The organism is Pseudomonas soli (assembly GCF_900110655.1).
Taxonomy (GTDB): Bacteria; Pseudomonadota; Gammaproteobacteria; order Pseudomonadales; family Pseudomonadaceae; genus Aquipseudomonas; species Aquipseudomonas soli.
This window is the reverse complement of record NZ_FOEQ01000027.1, coordinates 1-15706: the sequence shown is the minus strand read 5'-3', so window position 1 is coordinate 15706 and position 15706 is coordinate 1. Positions and strand designations below refer to the sequence as shown.

General features: G+C 58.5%; 13 protein-coding genes and 1 tRNA gene. All 14 read right to left on the bottom strand.

Going from position 1 to position 15706, the window contains the following annotated elements; translation table 11 throughout:
• On the bottom strand, positions 1-188 hold a 188-nt coding region (locus tag BMY03_RS25895), incomplete at its 3' end, for a GTP-binding protein (protein ID WP_244891356.1).
• Between the two features lie 27 nt (positions 189-215).
• Positions 216-2363: an elongation factor G gene (gene fusA, locus BMY03_RS25890; protein ID WP_023628751.1), complete on the bottom strand. Its 2148-nt coding sequence runs from the start codon at positions 2361-2363 to the stop codon at positions 216-218.
• Between the two features lie 30 nt (positions 2364-2393).
• Entirely contained in the window at positions 2394-2864 is a 471-nt protein-coding gene (rpsG, locus tag BMY03_RS25885) for a 30S ribosomal protein S7 (protein ID WP_023628750.1), read from the bottom strand.
• 106 nt (positions 2865-2970) lie between these two features.
• Positions 2971-3342 (bottom strand): 30S ribosomal protein S12, encoded by a 372-nt coding sequence (rpsL, locus tag BMY03_RS25880; RefSeq protein WP_003255492.1) that lies wholly within the window; start codon positions 3340-3342, stop codon positions 2971-2973.
• A gap of 211 nt (positions 3343-3553) precedes the next feature.
• Positions 3554-7753 carry a DNA-directed RNA polymerase subunit beta' gene (gene rpoC / locus BMY03_RS25875; protein ID WP_038707242.1) on the bottom strand — a complete coding sequence of 1400 codons (4200 nt, stop codon included), beginning with the start codon at positions 7751-7753 and terminating at the stop codon, positions 3554-3556.
• 62 nt (positions 7754-7815) lie between these two features.
• Complete coding sequence (gene rpoB / locus BMY03_RS25870; RefSeq protein WP_031314438.1) at positions 7816-11889, bottom strand: DNA-directed RNA polymerase subunit beta; 4074 nt, start codon at positions 11887-11889, stop codon at positions 7816-7818.
• A gap of 220 nt (positions 11890-12109) precedes the next feature.
• Positions 12110-12475 carry a 50S ribosomal protein L7/L12 gene (rplL, locus tag BMY03_RS25865; protein ID WP_003255496.1) on the bottom strand — a complete coding sequence of 122 codons (366 nt, stop codon included), beginning with the start codon at positions 12473-12475 and terminating at the stop codon, positions 12110-12112.
• Between the two features lie 77 nt (positions 12476-12552).
• Positions 12553-13053: a 50S ribosomal protein L10 gene (gene rplJ, locus BMY03_RS25860; protein WP_023628748.1), complete on the bottom strand. Its 501-nt coding sequence runs from the start codon at positions 13051-13053 to the stop codon at positions 12553-12555.
• A 198-nt stretch (positions 13054-13251) separates the two neighbouring features.
• Positions 13252-13947: a 50S ribosomal protein L1 gene (gene rplA / locus BMY03_RS25855; RefSeq protein ID WP_023628747.1), complete on the bottom strand. Its 696-nt coding sequence runs from the start codon at positions 13945-13947 to the stop codon at positions 13252-13254.
• Entirely contained in the window at positions 13947-14378 is a 432-nt protein-coding gene (rplK, locus tag BMY03_RS25850) for a 50S ribosomal protein L11 (RefSeq protein WP_011531881.1), read from the bottom strand. The genes rplA and rplK overlap by 1 nt, the downstream gene beginning before the upstream one ends.
• A 119-nt stretch (positions 14379-14497) precedes the next feature.
• Positions 14498-15031: a transcription termination/antitermination protein NusG gene (gene nusG / locus BMY03_RS25845; protein WP_023628746.1), complete on the bottom strand. Its 534-nt coding sequence runs from the start codon at positions 15029-15031 to the stop codon at positions 14498-14500.
• A 9-nt stretch (positions 15032-15040) separates the two neighbouring features.
• Positions 15041-15409: a preprotein translocase subunit SecE gene (gene secE / locus BMY03_RS25840; RefSeq protein ID WP_023628745.1), complete on the bottom strand. Its 369-nt coding sequence runs from the start codon at positions 15407-15409 to the stop codon at positions 15041-15043.
• Between the two features lie 44 nt (positions 15410-15453).
• Positions 15454-15529, bottom strand: a tRNA-Trp gene (locus BMY03_RS25835).
• 54 nt (positions 15530-15583) lie between these two features.
• The coding region (locus BMY03_RS25830) for an EF-Tu C-terminal domain-related protein (RefSeq protein WP_455566685.1) at positions 15584-15706 on the bottom strand (123 nt) is incomplete at its 5' end.

Sequence of the window (15706 nt, the reverse complement as noted above, 5' to 3'; positions counted from 1 at the left end):
ATGGTGATACCGCGAGCTTTTTCTTCCGGAGCCGAGTCGATCTTGTCGAACTCAACGACGGCCGAACCGAAAACTTCGGAGCAGACGCGGGTCAGAGCTGCGGTCAGAGTGGTCTTACCGTGGTCAACGTGGCCGATGGTGCCGACGTTAACGTGGGGAAGGGAACGATCAAATTTTTCTTTAGCCACGACAGTGAACCTCTTGCCTAAAGGGGATTAGCCTTGTTTTTTAACGAGTGCTTCGACGATGTTCGACGGAGCTTCGGCGTATTTGGAGAATTCCATGGAGTAGCTTGCGCGACCCTGAGACATGGAACGAACGTCGGTTGCGTAACCGAACATCTCTCCGAGCGGTACCTCAGCAGTGATTACCTTGCCGGACACCGAGTCTTCATTACCCTGGATCATCCCGCGACGACGGCTCAGGTCACCCATCACGTCACCCAGGTAGTCTTCCGGGGTTACAACTTCGACCTTCATGATCGGCTCAAGGACCACGCCACCACCCTTCTGGGCCAGTTGCTTGGTCGCCATCGAAGCGGCGATCTTGAACGCCATTTCGTTGGAGTCGACATCGTGGTACGAACCGTCGAATACCGTAGCCTTCAGGCCGAGCAGCGGATAGCCGGCAACAACGCCGTTTTTCATCTGCTCTTCGATACCCTTCTGGATCGGGGCGATGAATTCCTTAGGAATCACACCACCAACGACTTCGTTGGTGAACACCAGACCTTCGGTGATGTTGCCCTTGTCGTCGACGTCCGGCTCCGAGAAACGGATCCAGCAGTGACCGAACTGACCACGACCACCCGACTGACGAACGAACTTGCCTTCGATCTCGACGTTGGACTTGGTGATCTTCTCGCGGTACGAAACCTGCGGCTTGCCGACGTTGCACTCGACGTTGAACTCGCGCTTCATGCGGTCAACGAGGATGTCCAGGTGCAGCTCACCCATACCGGAGATGATGGTCTGGCCGGTTTCTTCGTCGGTCTTGACGCGGAACGACGGGTCTTCCTGGGCCAGCTTGCCCAGCGCGATACCCATCTTCTCCTGGTCAGCCTTGGTTTTCGGCTCTACGGAGAGCGAAATTACAGGCTCAGGGAAGTCCATACGCTCGAGGATGATCGGCTTGTCGGCGTTGCACAGGGTGTCACCGGTAGTGACGTCCTTCATGCCGATCAGAGCAGCGATGTCGCCAGCGCGCACTTCCTTGATCTCTTCACGCTGGTTAGCGTGCATCTGCACCATACGACCAACGCGCTCTTTCTTGCCCTTGACCGAGTTGATGACGGAGTCACCGGAGGTCAGGAAGCCCGAGTAAACGCGGACGAAGGTCAGAGTACCAACGAACGGGTCGGTAGCGATCTTGAACGCCAGAGCCGAGAACGGCTCGTTGTCGTCAGCAGGACGCTCGTCGTACTGTTCTGCAGTGACTTCGTCCTTCGGCACGTCGATCAGATCAGGGTGGATACCCTTGATCGCAGGGATCTCGGTTGGCGCAGGCAGGAAGTCGATAACGGCGTCGAGAACCAGGGGAACGCCCTTGTTCTTGAACGAGGAACCGCAGACAGCAGGAACGATCTCGCTCGCCAGGGTACGGGCGCGCAGACCAGCCTTGATGTCTTCGACGGACAGGTCACCTTCTTCAAGGTACTTGTTCATCAGCTCTTCGTTGGCCTCGGCAGCAGCCTCGACCATGTTGCTGCGCCATTCGTTGGCCAGGTCCACCAGCTCGGCAGGAATTTCTTCCTCGCGGTAGGTAGTACCTTTGTCGTCGTCGTTCCAGTAGATGGCTTTCATCTTGATCAGGTCAACCTGACCCTGGAAGTCGTCTTCCGCACCGATAGCCAGCTGGACCGGAACCGGGGTGTGACCCAGACGGTTCTTGATCTGACCGACAACGCGCAGGAAGTTGGCACCAGCACGGTCCATCTTGTTCACGTAGACAACACGTGGAACGCCGTACTTGTTGGCCTGACGCCATACGGTTTCGGACTGCGGCTCAACGCCGGAGGTACCGCAGAACACAACGACCGCGCCGTCGAGCACGCGCAGCGAACGCTCAACTTCAATGGTGAAGTCAACGTGGCCGGGGGTATCGATGACGTTTACGCGGTAGTTGTCGTACTGACCACGGGAACCCTTCCAGAAGGTGGTAACGGCAGCGGAGGTAATGGTGATACCGCGCTCCTGCTCCTGCACCATCCAGTCGGTGGTCGCGGCGCCGTCATGCACCTCGCCCATCTTGTGGCTCAGACCTGTGTAGAACAGGATCCGCTCGGTAGTGGTGGTCTTGCCCGCGTCAACGTGGGCACAGATACCAATGTTACGGTAGCGGTTAATTGCTGTAGTACGAGCCATAAAGCCCTCGCAAAATGATTGATGCTTGAATTAGAAGCGGTAGTGCGAGAACGCTTTGTTGGCTTCAGCCATACGGTGAACGTCTTCACGCTTCTTGACTGCAGCACCTTTGCCTTCGGCAGCATCCAGCAGTTCACCGGCCAGGCGCAGAGCCATCGACTTCTCGCCGCGCTTGCGGGCGTAGTCTACGAGCCAGCGCATTGCCAGAGCGTTACGACGGGACGGACGAACTTCAACCGGGACCTGGTAAGTGGCACCGCCGACACGGCGGGACTTTACTTCGACCAGCGGAGCGATGGCGTCGAGAGCTTTCTCGAAGATTTCCAGGGGGTCGCTGTTCTTGCGTGCTTTGACTGCGTCCAGGGCACCGTAAACGATGCGCTCGGCCACGGCCTTCTTGCCGCTTTCCATCACGTGGTTCATGAACTTGGCGAGGATCTGGGATCCGTACTTCGGATCGTCCAGGATCTCACGTTTTGCTGCTACACGACGTCTTGGCATGATAAGCCCTCAAACGGTCTTCAGGTTAGCCCGGGACGTGGGTCTTCGACCCCTGCCCGACCTTACTCTTATCGACTCAAAAAATTGGATATGTGCAAACGGCCGATTACTTCGGACGCTTGGTACCGTACTTCGAACGACCCTGGTTACGGCCTTTGACGCCCGAAGTATCCAGAGAGCCGCGAACGGTGTGGTAACGAACACCTGGCAAGTCTTTTACACGGCCGCCACGAATCAGGACGACGCTGTGCTCTTGCAGGTTGTGGCCTTCACCACCGATGTACGAGGAAACCTCGAAACCGTTGGTCAGACGCACACGGCATACTTTACGCAGTGCCGAGTTAGGTTTTTTCGGCGTGGTGGTGTACACGCGGGTGCACACGCCACGACGCTGCGGGCAGTTCTGCAGCGCAGGAACGTCGGACTTCTCGACCGAACGCTTACGCGGCTGACGTACCAGCTGGTTGATAGTTGCCATCTACTAGCTCCACTGATTGTCTTGCGACTCTATTGTCTTGCAAGAAAGCCAAAAATTGGCGAGACGGAGCCTCACCAAATTTAAGGGTACAAAAGTCTAAAGAGGATCTTGCACCCAGTCAAGACGAGGCCCCGGCCCTCCTCGCCCGGTCATCGGCAACAAATCATGTCGCCGATGCCCGCCCGAGGCTTGCCGGGGCCCTGCCCTGTACTTAGTTACCGCTGGAATTCAGTGCTTCGGTCAGTGCGGCTTCCACCTCACTGGCGCTCACACGCAGCGGTTTGTCGGCATCACGGCGACGCTTGCGCTCGCTGTGGTAGGCCAGACCGGTACCGGCCGGGATCAGACGACCCACGACCACGTTCTCTTTCAGGCCGCGCAGGTAGTCACGCTTGCCGGTTACCGCCGCCTCGGTCAGTACACGGGTGGTTTCCTGGAAGGAAGCCGCCGAGATGAACGATTCGGTGGACAGCGAAGCCTTGGTGATACCCAGCAAAACACGGGTGAACTTGGAGATGAACTTGTCTTCGCCGGCGAGACGCTCGTTCTCTACCAGGACCTGAGTCAGTTCCATCTGGTCGCCCTTGATGAAGCTGGAATCGCCCGACTCGGAGATCTCGACCTTGCGCAGCATCTGACGCAGGATGGTCTCGATATGCTTGTCGTTGATCTTCACGCCTTGCAGACGGTAAACGTCTTGGATCTCGTTGACGATGTACTTCGCCAGCGCGCTCACACCCAGCAGACGCAGGATGTCGTGCGGATCGCTCGGACCGTCGGAGATAACTTCGCCGCGGTTGACCTGTTCGCCTTCGAAGACGTTCAGATGGCGCCACTTCGGAATCAGCTCTTCATACGGATCGCTACCGTCGGTCGGAGTGATGACCAGGCGACGCTTGCCCTTGGTCTCTTTACCGAACGCGATGGTGCCGCTGACTTCAGCCAGGATCGAGGCTTCTTTCGGACGGCGCGCTTCGAACAAGTCGGCAACGCGTGGCAGACCACCGGTGATGTCACGGGTCTTCGACGTTTCTTGCGGGATACGCGCGATAACGTCACCGACGCCGATCTGGGCACCGTCAGCCACGCCGACCAGGGCGTTGGCCGGCAGGAAGTACTGGGCAGGTACGTCGGTACCTGGCAGGTACAGGTCCTTGCCATTGGCGTCGACCATCTTGATTGCCGGACGGATTTCCTTGCCTGCGGCAGGGCGATCCTTGACGTCCAGAACTTCAATGTTGGTCAAACCGGTCAGTTCGTCGGTCTGACGCTTGATGGTGATGTTTTCTTCCATGCCCACGAAGGTCACGGTACCTTTCAGCTCGGTAACGATCGGGTGGGTGTGCGGGTCCCACTTGGCGACGATGGCGCCAGCTTCGACCTTGTCACCTTCCTTGACCGAAATCACGGCACCGTAAGGCAGCTTGTAACGCTCACGCTCACGACCGAACTCGTCGGCAATCGCCAGCTCGCCGGAACGCGATACGGCAACCAGGTTACCGTCGGCACGCTCAACCTGTTTCAGGTTGTGCAGGCGCACCATACCGCCGTTCTTCACCTGGACGCTGTCAGCAGCCGAAGTACGGCTTGCAGCACCACCGATGTGGAACGTACGCATGGTCAGCTGGGTACCCGGCTCACCGATCGACTGCGCAGCGATAACGCCGACAGCTTCACCGATGTTCACCTGGTGACCACGAGCCAGGTCACGACCGTAGCACTTGGCGCAGATGCCGTAGCGGGTTTCGCAGCTGATCGGCGAACGCACGACGACTTCGTCGATGCTGTTCAGCTCGATGAACTCGACCCACTGCTCGTCGACCAGGGTACCGGCCGGAACGATGACGTCCTCGGTGCCTGGCTTGAATACGTCACGGGCGATGACACGACCCAGTACGCGCTCACCCAGCGGCTCGACAACGTCGCCGCCTTCGATGTGCGGGGTCATCAGCAGGCCCTGGTCGGTGCCGCAGTCGATCTCGGTCACGACCAGGTCCTGGGCAACGTCTACCAGACGGCGAGTCAGGTAACCGGAGTTCGCGGTTTTCAACGCGGTATCCGCCAGACCTTTACGAGCACCGTGAGTCGAGATGAAGTACTGCAGTACGCTCAGACCTTCACGGAAGTTCGCGGTGATCGGCGTCTCGATGATCGAGCCGTCCGGCTTGGCCATCAGGCCACGCATACCGGCCAGCTGACGGATCTGAGCGGCGGAACCACGCGCACCGGAGTCGGCCATCATGTACATCGAGTTGAAGGACTCTTGCTCGACTTCCTTGCCCTCGCGGTCGACGACCTTCTCTTTCGAGAGGTTGGCCATCATCGCCTTGGACACTTCGTCGTTCGCCTTGGACCACAAGTCGATGACCTTGTTGTACTTCTCGCCCTGGGTGACCAGGCCGGAGGCGTACTGGCTCTCGATTTCCTTCACTTCGTCGGTAGCGGTACCGATGATGCGGGCTTTCTCGTCCGGGATAACGAAGTCGTTAACGCCGATCGAAACGCCGGAAATGGTCGAGTAGGCAAAACCGGTGTACATCAGCTGGTCAGCGAAGATCACGGTCTCTTTCAGACCCACCACGCGGTAGCACTGGTTGATCAGCTTGGAGATCGCCTTCTTCTTCATCGACTGGTTGACGACGTCGAACGGCAGGCCGGCCGGTACTACCTGGAACAGCAGCGCACGGCCGACAGTGGTGTCGACGATACGGGTGTTCTTGGTGATGCTGCCATCACGGTCTTTCACGGTTTCGTTGATACGAACCTTGATTTTCGCGTGCAGGGCGGCTTCGCCGGCGCGGAAAACGCGGTCGACTTCCTGCAGGTCGGCGAATACGCGACCTTCGCCCTTGGCATTGATGGCTTCACGGGTCATGTAGTACAGACCCAGTACCACGTCCTGCGACGGAACGATGATTGGCTCACCGTTGGCTGGGGACAGGATGTTGTTGGTCGACATCATCAGCGCGCGCGCTTCGAGCTGGGCTTCCAGGGTCAGCGGCACGTGAACGGCCATCTGGTCACCGTCGAAGTCGGCGTTGTACGCGGCGCAGACCAGCGGGTGCAGCTGGATAGCCTTACCTTCGATCAGTACCGGTTCAAAGGCCTGGATACCCAGACGGTGCAGGGTCGGCGCACGGTTGAGCAGTACGGGGTGTTCGCGGATCACCTCGGCGAGAACGTCCCACACCTCCGGCAGCTCGCGCTCGACCATCTTCTTGGCAGCCTTGATGGTGGTCGCCAGACCACGCATTTCCAGCTTGCCGAAAATGAACGGCTTGAACAGCTCGAGGGCCATCTTCTTCGGCAGACCGCACTGGTGCAGACGCAGGGTCGGGCCTACGGTAATTACCGAACGACCGGAGTAGTCCACGCGCTTACCGAGCAAGTTCTGACGGAAGCGACCTTGCTTACCTTTGATCATGTCGGCCAGGGACTTCAGCGGACGCTTGTTCGAGCCAGTGATGGCGCGACCGCGACGGCCGTTGTCGAGCAGGGCGTCGACCGCTTCCTGCAGCATGCGCTTTTCGTTGCGCACGATGATGTCCGGCGCCGACAGATCGAGCAGGCGCTTCAGACGGTTGTTACGGTTGATCACCCGACGATACAGGTCGTTCAGGTCGGAGGTCGCGAAGCGGCCGCCATCCAGCGGAACCAGCGGACGCAGGTCCGGCGGCAGTACTGGCAGGACGGTCAGGACCATCCACTCAGGCAGGTTGCCCGACCCCTGGAAAGCTTCCATCAGCTTCAGGCGCTTGGACAGCTTCTTGATCTTGGTTTCCGAGTTGGTCTGCGGAATTTCTTCGCGCAGGCGGCCGATCTCGTGCTCCAGGTCGATAGCGTGCAGCAGCTCGCGGACAGCCTCGGCACCCATGCGGGCGTCAAAGTCGTCACCGAACTCTTCCAGCGCTTCGAAGTACTGCTCGTCGTTCAGCAGCTGGCCCTTCTCGAGGGTGGTCATGCCCGGATCGATCACCACGTAGCTCTCGAAGTAGAGCACGCGCTCGATGTCACGCAGGGTCATGTCCATCAGCAGGCCGATACGGGACGGCAGCGACTTCAGGAACCAGATGTGGGCAACCGGCGAGGCCAGTTCGATGTGCGCCATGCGCTCACGACGAACCTTGGCCAGGGCAACTTCAACGCCGCACTTCTCGCAGATCACGCCGCGGTGCTTGAGGCGCTTGTACTTGCCGCACAGGCACTCGTAGTCCTTGACTGGGCCAAAGATCTTGGCGCAGAACAGGCCGTCACGCTCAGGCTTGAACGTACGGTAGTTGATGGTTTCCGGCTTCTTGACTTCACCGAACGACCACGAACGGATCATTTCAGGCGACGCCAGACCGATGCGGATGGCGTCGAACTCTTCGACTTGACCCTGGTTTTTCAGCAAATTCAGTAGGTCTTTCAAGGCCTTTCCTCCTGGCGGAGCAGGGAGCGGGCATTACCTGCCCACTCCCCTCGCGTCACGTGTTATTCGGTTTCCAGATCGATATCGATACCGAGGGAACGGATCTCTTTGATCAACACGTTGAAGGACTCGGGCATGCCCGGCTCCATACGGTGATCGCCATCCACGATGTTCTTGTACATCTTGGTACGGCCGTTCACGTCGTCCGACTTCACTGTGAGCATTTCTTGCAGGGTGTATGCCGCGCCATATGCCTCCAGCGCCCACACTTCCATCTCCCCGAAACGCTGACCACCGAACTGCGCCTTACCACCCAGCGGCTGCTGGGTAACCAGGCTGTACGAACCAGTGGAACGCGCGTGCATCTTGTCGTCCACCAAGTGGTTCAGCTTGAGCATGTACATGTAACCAACGGTCACCGGACGCTCGAACTTGTTGCCGGTACGGCCATCGAACAGCACCATCTGGCCGCTCTCTGGCAGATCAGCCAGTTTCAGCATGGCCTTGATCTCACGCTCCTTGGCACCGTCGAAGACTGGAGTGGCCATTGGCACGCCTTTCTTCAGGTTGTTCGCCAGGGCGATGATCTCTTCGTCGGTGAACTCTTCCAGGTTCTCCTGACGACCACCGATCTCGTTGTAGATCTCGGTGAGGAAGGTGCGCAGTTCAGCGGCTTTGCGCTGCTCTTCGATCATGCGGTCGATCTTCTCGCCCAGACCCTTGGCCGCGAGGCCCAGGTGGGTTTCAAGGATCTGACCGACGTTCATACGCGAAGGTACGCCCAGCGGGTTCAGTACGACGTCGACCGGAGTACCGTTGGCGTCGTGCGGCATGTCTTCGACCGGCATGATTACCGAGACGACACCCTTGTTACCGTGACGACCGGCCATCTTGTCACCCGGCTGGATGCGACGGCGAATTGCCAGGTAGACCTTGACGATCTTCAGTACGCCCGGAGCCAGGTCATCGCCCTGCTGCAGCTTGCGCTTCTTGTCTTCGAACTTGTCGTCCAGCAGGCGACGGCGATCGACGATGTACTGCTGAGCCTTTTCCAGCTGCTCGTTCAGTGCATCTTCGGCCATGCGCAGTTTGAACCACTGGCCGTGCTCCAGACCGTTCAGCACGTCGTCGCTGATCACGGTGCCTTTCTTCAGGCCCGCGCCACCGTCGACCACCTGGCCGTTCAGAGCCGAACGCAGACGCTCGAAGGTCGCGCCTTCGACGATGCGGAACTCTTCGTTGAGGTCCTTGCGGATCTCGTCCAGCTGCATCTTCTCGATGGCCAGGGCGCGACTGTCGCGCTCGACGCCATCACGGGTGAAGACCTGTACGTCGATGACGGTACCCTTGGTGCCGGTCGGCACACGCAGGGAGGTGTCTTTGACGTCGCTGGCCTTCTCACCGAAGATCGCACGCAGCAGTTTTTCTTCCGGAGTCAGCTGGGTCTCGCCTTTCGGAGTGACCTTGCCGACCAGGATGTCGCCAGCGCCGACTTCGGCACCCACGTAGACGATACCGGCTTCGTCCAGCTTGTTCAGCGCAGCTTCACCGACGTTCGGGATGTCCGCGGTGATTTCCTCTGGGCCAAGCTTGGTGTCACGGGCCACACAGGTCAGTTCCTGGATGTGGATCGTGGTGAAGCGGTCTTCCTGAACCACACGCTCGGACAGGCAGATGGAGTCTTCGAAGTTGAAGCCGTTCCACGCCATGAACGCGATGCGCATGTTCTGACCCAGTGCCAGTTCACCCATGTCGGTGGACGGGCCGTCGGCCATGATGTCGCCACGCGCAACCTTGTCACCCTTGCTCACCAGCGGACGCTGGTTGATGCAGGTGTTCTGGTTGGAGCGGGTGTATTTGGTCAGGTTGTAGATATCCACACCTGCTTCACCGGTCTCGACTTCGTCGTCGGCAACGCGCACGACGATACGGCTGGCGTCGACCGAGTCGATCACACCACCGCGACGAGCAACCACGCAGACACCGGAGTCACGGGCAACGTTGCGCTCCATGCCGGTACCTACCAGCGGCTTGTCGGCGCGCAGGGTCGGTACAGCCTGACGCTGCATGTTGGAACCCATCAATGCACGGTTGGCGTCGTCGTGCTCGAGGAACGGAATCAGCGACGCGGCAACCGACACTACCTGCTTCGGCGAAACGTCCATCAGGGTGACGTCTTCCGGCGCCTTGACGGTGAATTCGTTCAGGTGACGAACAGCTACCAGCTCATCGATCAACTGCTTCTTGTCGTTCATCGCGGCCGAAGCCTGGGCGATCACGTGATCGGCTTCTTCGATGGCGGACAGGAACACGATGTCGTCGCTGACCACGCCTTCCTTCACCACGCGGTACGGGCTTTCCAGGAAGCCGTACTGGTTGGTGCGGGCATAGGCCGCCAGGGAGTTGATCAGACCGATGTTCGGACCTTCAGGGGTCTCGATCGGGCACACGCGGCCGTAGTGAGTCGGGTGTACGTCACGGACTTCGAAGCCAGCACGCTCACGGGTCAGACCACCAGGGCCGAGTGCGGAAACGCGGCGCTTGTGGGTGATCTCGGAAAGCGGGTTGTTCTGGTCCATGAACTGCGAGAGCTGGCTGGAACCGAAGAACTCTTTCACCGCCGCCGCAACCGGCTTGGCATTGATCAGGTCCTGCGGCATCAGGCCTTCGCTTTCAGCCATCGACAGACGCTCTTTGACCGCGCGCTCAACACGCACCAGGCCAACGCGGAACTGGTTCTCGGCCATCTCGCCGACGCAACGGACGCGACGGTTACCCAGGTGGTCGATGTCGTCGACGATGCCTTTGCCGTTACGGATATCGACCAGGGTCTTGAGGACCTCGACGATGTCTTCCTTGCTCAGCACGCCCGAACCTTCGATCTCGGTGCGACCGATACGACGGTTGAACTTCATGCGGCCAACGGCGGACAGGTCGTAACGCTCGGCGCTGAAGAACAGGTTGTTGAACAGGGTCTCGGCGGCGTCCTTGGTTGGTGGCTCGCCTGGACGCATCATGCGGTAGATCTCGACCAGCGCTTCCAGTTGGTTGCTGGTGGTGTCGATCTTCAGGGTGTCGGAGATGAACGGACCGCAGTCGATGTCGTTGGTGTACAGCGTCTCGACGCGAACGACCTGGGCCTTGGCGATCTTCACCAGCAGGTCGGTGGTCAGCTCGGTGTTGCACTCGGCAATGATCTCGCCGGTAGCCGGATGCACGATCGCCTTGGCGGTGGTGCGACCCAGTACGTACTCCAGCGGAACGTCCAGCTCTTTCACGCCAGCTTTTTCCAGCTGGTTGATGTGGCGCGCGGTAATACGGCGGCCTTGCTCGACGATGACCTTGCCGCTGTCGTCATGGATATCCATGACCGCAACTTCACCCCGCAGACGCTGAGGCACCAGCTCCAGGCTGAGCTTCTCGCCGGAAAGGTGGAATACGTTGGTGGTGTAGAAGGTGTTCAGAACCTCTTCGGTGCTGTAACCCAGGGCACGCAGCAGTACCGAGGCCGGCAGTTTGCGGCGACGGTCGATACGTACGAACACGCAGTCTTTCGGGTCGAACTCGAAGTCCAGCCACGAACCGCGGTAAGGGATGATGCGCGCGGAGTACAGCAGCTTACCGGAGCTGTGCGTCTTGCCACGGTCGTGGTCGAAGAACACACCAGGCGAACGGTGCAGCTGGGATACGATCACACGCTCGGTACCGTTGATAACGAAGGTACCGTTTTCAGTCATCAGGGGGATTTCACCCATGTAGACTTCTTGCTCTTTGATGTCCTTGATCGCTTTATTCGACGATTCCTTGTCGAAGATGATCAGGCGCACCTTCACCCGCAGCGGGACCGCGAAGGTCACACCGCGCAGGACACATTCCTTCACATCGAAAGCCGGCTCGCCCAGGCGATAGCCGACGTACTCCAGGGCAGCATTGCCGGAGTAGCTGATGATCGGGAATACCGATTTGAAGGCCGCATGCAGACCGACGTCGCGGAACTGATCCTTGGATGCTCCCGCCTGCAGGAATTCGCGATACGAATCCAGCTGGATGGCCAGGAGGTACGGCACATCCATGACGTCCGGCAACTTGCTAAAGTCCTTGCGGATACGTTTTTTCTCAGTGTATGAGTAAGCCATCAGCATTCCCCAGCTTGGTCACCTGCTTGTTTGGCATCTCCCGGCGGGAGCAGCCAGAAAATCGTGCAAACCCTTTGGTTTGCGCCACCCTCTTGGGTGTCTTGCAGCTCGTTATCGGGGCCGACCTGATCGGCCACCAATAACGGAAAAAGGCCGGTGGCATAAGCCACCAGCCATCAGCCCTTCGCTTGACGCTCGGGCTGGCATCGCAAAGTCGAAATTACTTCAGCTCGACTTTAGCGCCTGCTTCTTCCAGCTTCTTCTTAGCGTCTTCAGCGGCTTCTTTCGAAACGCCTTCAGCTACAACCTGAGGAGCGCCATCGACTTTCTCTTTGGCTTCTTTCAGGCCCAGACCAGTCAGCTCGCGAACGGCCTTGATCACGTTTACTTTCTTGTCGCCGGCTTCAACCAGAACAACGTTGAACTCGGTTTGCTCTTCAACAACGGCAGCGGCAGCAGCTGGGCCGGCAGCGGCAACAGCAGCGGTAACGCCGAAGGTTTCTTCCATTGCTTTGATCAGCTCAACAACTTCCAGAACGGTTTTCTGGCCGATTGCTTCGATGATTTGCTCGTTAGTCAGAGACATGACTTAAATCCTGTATTGGGGTGACAGCCTACGCAGCTATCAAATTAAACGTATGATTTGAAAGAGTTTCCGGTGCCTTAGGCAGCGGTGGCTTCTTTCTGGTCGCGAATGGCTGCCAGGGTACGGGCCAGCTTGCTGGTAGCGCCTTGGATCACGCTCATCAGCTTCGCGATGGCTTCGTCGCGGGTCGGCAGGGTAGCCAACACGTCGATCTGGTTCGCTGCAATGAACTTACCGTCAAACGCAGCTGCCTTGATCTCGAACTTGTCCTGACCCTTGGCGAACTCTTTGAACAGACGAGCAGCGGCGCCCGGGTGTTCGTTGGAGAAAGCGATCAGGGTCGGGCCAGTGAAGGCGTCGTTGAGGACACTGAATTCAGTGTCGGCAACAGCGCGCTTGAGCAGGGTGTTACGTACGACACGTACGTATACGCCAGCTTCACGAGCCTCTTTACGGAGTCCGGTCATTGCGCCTACAGTCACACCACGGGCATCAGCCACGACAGCGGACAGAGCGACTTTGGCAGCCTCGTTGACTTCAGCGACGATGGCCTTCTTGTCTTCGAGTTTAATTGCCACGGGTAAAACTCCTGCTTGTTACCGTTTCATCTGGCCGAAGCCGGATGTCGTTTTGGTGTCTGATTCGGTAAGGAACCGGGAGCACCATCTGCGTAGGCTGGTTGTTTAAGGCTTGCGCCGCCTACGGTCTTGGATAGCCCCCGCCAGGCAGGGACCCCAATTTTTGCTGCCGGCGAGCTTACACCCGCCGGCATGGTCTTACACGTCCAGCGAGCTCTGATCGATGATCAGACCTGGGCCCATGGTGGTGCTCAGGGTAACGCGCTTGACGTAGATACCTTTCGAGGAAGCCGGCTTGATACGCTTCAGATCAGCGATCAGGGCTTCAACGTTTTCCTTCAGCTTGCCAGCTTCAAAGCCGATCTTGCCAACGGAGGTGTGGATGATACCGTTCTTGTCGGTACGGTAGCGAACCTGACCAGCCTTGGCGTTTTTCACGGCAGTGGCTACGTCTGGGGTAACGGTACCGACTTTCGGGTTAGGCATCAGGCCGCGAGGACCCAGAACCTGACCCAGCTGACCTACAACACGCATGGCATCAGGCGATGCGATGACGACGTCATAGTTCAGGTCGCCGCCTTTCATTTCGGCAGCCAGATCGTCCATACCTACGCGGTCAGCGCCGGCAGCCAGAGCGGCTTCAGCAGCCGGGCCCTGGGTGAAGACGGCAACACGTACGGTCTTGCCAGTGCCGTGCGGCAGCACGGTAGCGCTACGTACGACCTGGTCGGATTTACGCGGGTCAACACCGAGGTTGACGGCGATGTCGTAGGACTCGACGAACTTGGCAGCAGGCAGCGAGGCCAGCAGAGTTGCCGCTTCTTCGAAGTTGTAGGCCTTGCCTGCTTCGATTTTCTCGGCGATTGCCTTTTGGCGCTTGGTCAGCTTAGCCATTACACACCCTCCACGTTCAGGCCCATGCTGCGGGCAGAGCCAGCGATGGTGCGTACAGCAGCGTCCAGGTCAGCGGCAGTCAGGTCAGCCTGTTTGGCTTTCGCGATGTCTTCCAGCTGAGCGCGGGTAACGGTACCGACTTTAACGGTGTTCGGACGAGCCGAACCACTGGTCAGGCCAGCAGCTTTCTTCAGCAGAACCGAGGCAGGGGTGCTCTTGGTTTCGAAGGTGAAGCTACGGTCACTGTAGACAGTGATGATCACTGGAGTCGGCAGACCTGGCTCTTGACCCTGAGTACGGGCGTTGAAGGCCTTGCAGAATTCCATGATGTTAACACCGTGTTGACCCAGTGCTGGACCAACGGGTGGGCTTGGGTTGGCCTGGCCGGCCTTTACTTGCAGCTTGATGTAAGCCTGAATCTTCTTAGCCATGAGCTACTCCAAAATCGGGTACAAACGCCAGATGGCTCCCCGGATGACTTGCGTTTTATCCCAGTGACGACAAAACCCCGCAGCACATAGGGCTGCGGGGTATGGGATGCTTCGTCCTGCTAGACCTTCTCGACCTGGCCGAACTCGAGCTCCACCGGAGTAGAGCGACCGAAAATGAGCACTGCAACCTGCAGGCGGCTCTTTTCGTAGTTAACCTCTTCGACGGTGCCGTTGAAGTCAGCAAACGGACCATCAACGACTCGAACCACTTCACCCGGCTCGAACAACGTCTTCGGCTTCGGCTTGTCACTACCATCGGCAACGCGACGGAGGATGGCCTCGGCCTCTTTATCAGTGATCGGCGCAGGCTTGTCTGCGGTACCACCAATGAAACCCATGACTCGAGGGGTATCCTTGACAAGGTGCCAAGTCCCTTCGTTCATTTCCATCTGGACCAATACATAGCCAGGGAAGAATTTGCGCTCGCTCTTGCGCTTCTGGCCGTTGCGCATTTCAACGACTTCTTCGGTCGGGACCAGGATCTCGCCGAATTCGTCTTCCATGCCAGCCAGCTTGACGCGCTCGATCAGGGAGCGCATCACATGCTTCTCGTAACCCGAGTAAGCATGCACTACGTACCAACGCTTAGCCACGGGACACCCTTAGCCAACAATCAAGGAGACCGCCCAGCCGAGCAGGGAGTCGAGACCCCACAGCAGCAGCGCCATAACCAGAACAACAGCCACGACAATCAGCGTGGTCTGAGTGGTTTCTTGGCGGGTCGGCCACACGACTTTACGGATCTCGGTCCGCGCTTCCTTCGCCAGCGTGAAGAACGACTTACCCTTCGCAGTCTGCAAGGCAACGAAGCCAGCAACCGCAGCCAGGGCGAGAAGTGCAAGAACGCGGTACAGGATCGGCGACGCGGAGTAATACTGATTACCCACAACGGCGACAACCACCAAAGCCACTACAGCCAGCCACTTGAACAAGTCGAAACGCGATTCTTGGGCTTCAGTTTTGGGAGTCATCGGGGAGGATCCTGTAAGAAGAAAGCCAATCACACCGAGGTGAATGGCAGGTCAGGAGGGAATCGAACCCCCAACCTACGGTTTTGGAGACCGTCGCTCTGCCAATTGAGCTACTGACCTGTAACGCTGTATCAGGCCGGCCATTATACCGACCTGATCAAGTAAATCAACTACTTATTCGATAATTTTTGCTACGACACCAGCGCCGACGGTACGACCGCCTTCACGGATGGCGAAACGCAGACCGTCTTCCATTGCGATGGTCTTGATCAGGGTGACAGTCATCTGGATGTTGTC

Excerpts from the sequence above, each read along its gene's own strand:
- fusA (WP_023628751.1), bottom strand. The coding sequence starts at position 2,363 with ATGGCTCGTACTACAGCAATTAACCGCTACCGTAACATTGGTATCTGT.
- rpsG (WP_023628750.1), bottom strand. The coding sequence starts at position 2,864 with ATGCCAAGACGTCGTGTAGCAGCAAAACGTGAGATCCTGGACGATCCG.
- rpsL (WP_003255492.1), bottom strand. The coding sequence starts at position 3,342 with ATGGCAACTATCAACCAGCTGGTACGTCAGCCGCGTAAGCGTTCGGTC.
- rpoB (WP_031314438.1), bottom strand. The coding sequence starts at position 11,889 with ATGGCTTACTCATACACTGAGAAAAAACGTATCCGCAAGGACTTTAGC.
- rplL (WP_003255496.1), bottom strand. The coding sequence starts at position 12,475 with ATGTCTCTGACTAACGAGCAAATCATCGAAGCAATCGGCCAGAAAACC.
- rplA (WP_023628747.1), bottom strand. The coding sequence starts at position 13,947 with ATGGCTAAGCTGACCAAGCGCCAAAAGGCAATCGCCGAGAAAATCGAA.
- rplK (WP_011531881.1), bottom strand. The coding sequence starts at position 14,378 with ATGGCTAAGAAGATTCAGGCTTACATCAAGCTGCAAGTAAAGGCCGGC.
- secE (WP_023628745.1), bottom strand. The coding sequence starts at position 15,409 with ATGACTCCCAAAACTGAAGCCCAAGAATCGCGTTTCGACTTGTTCAAG.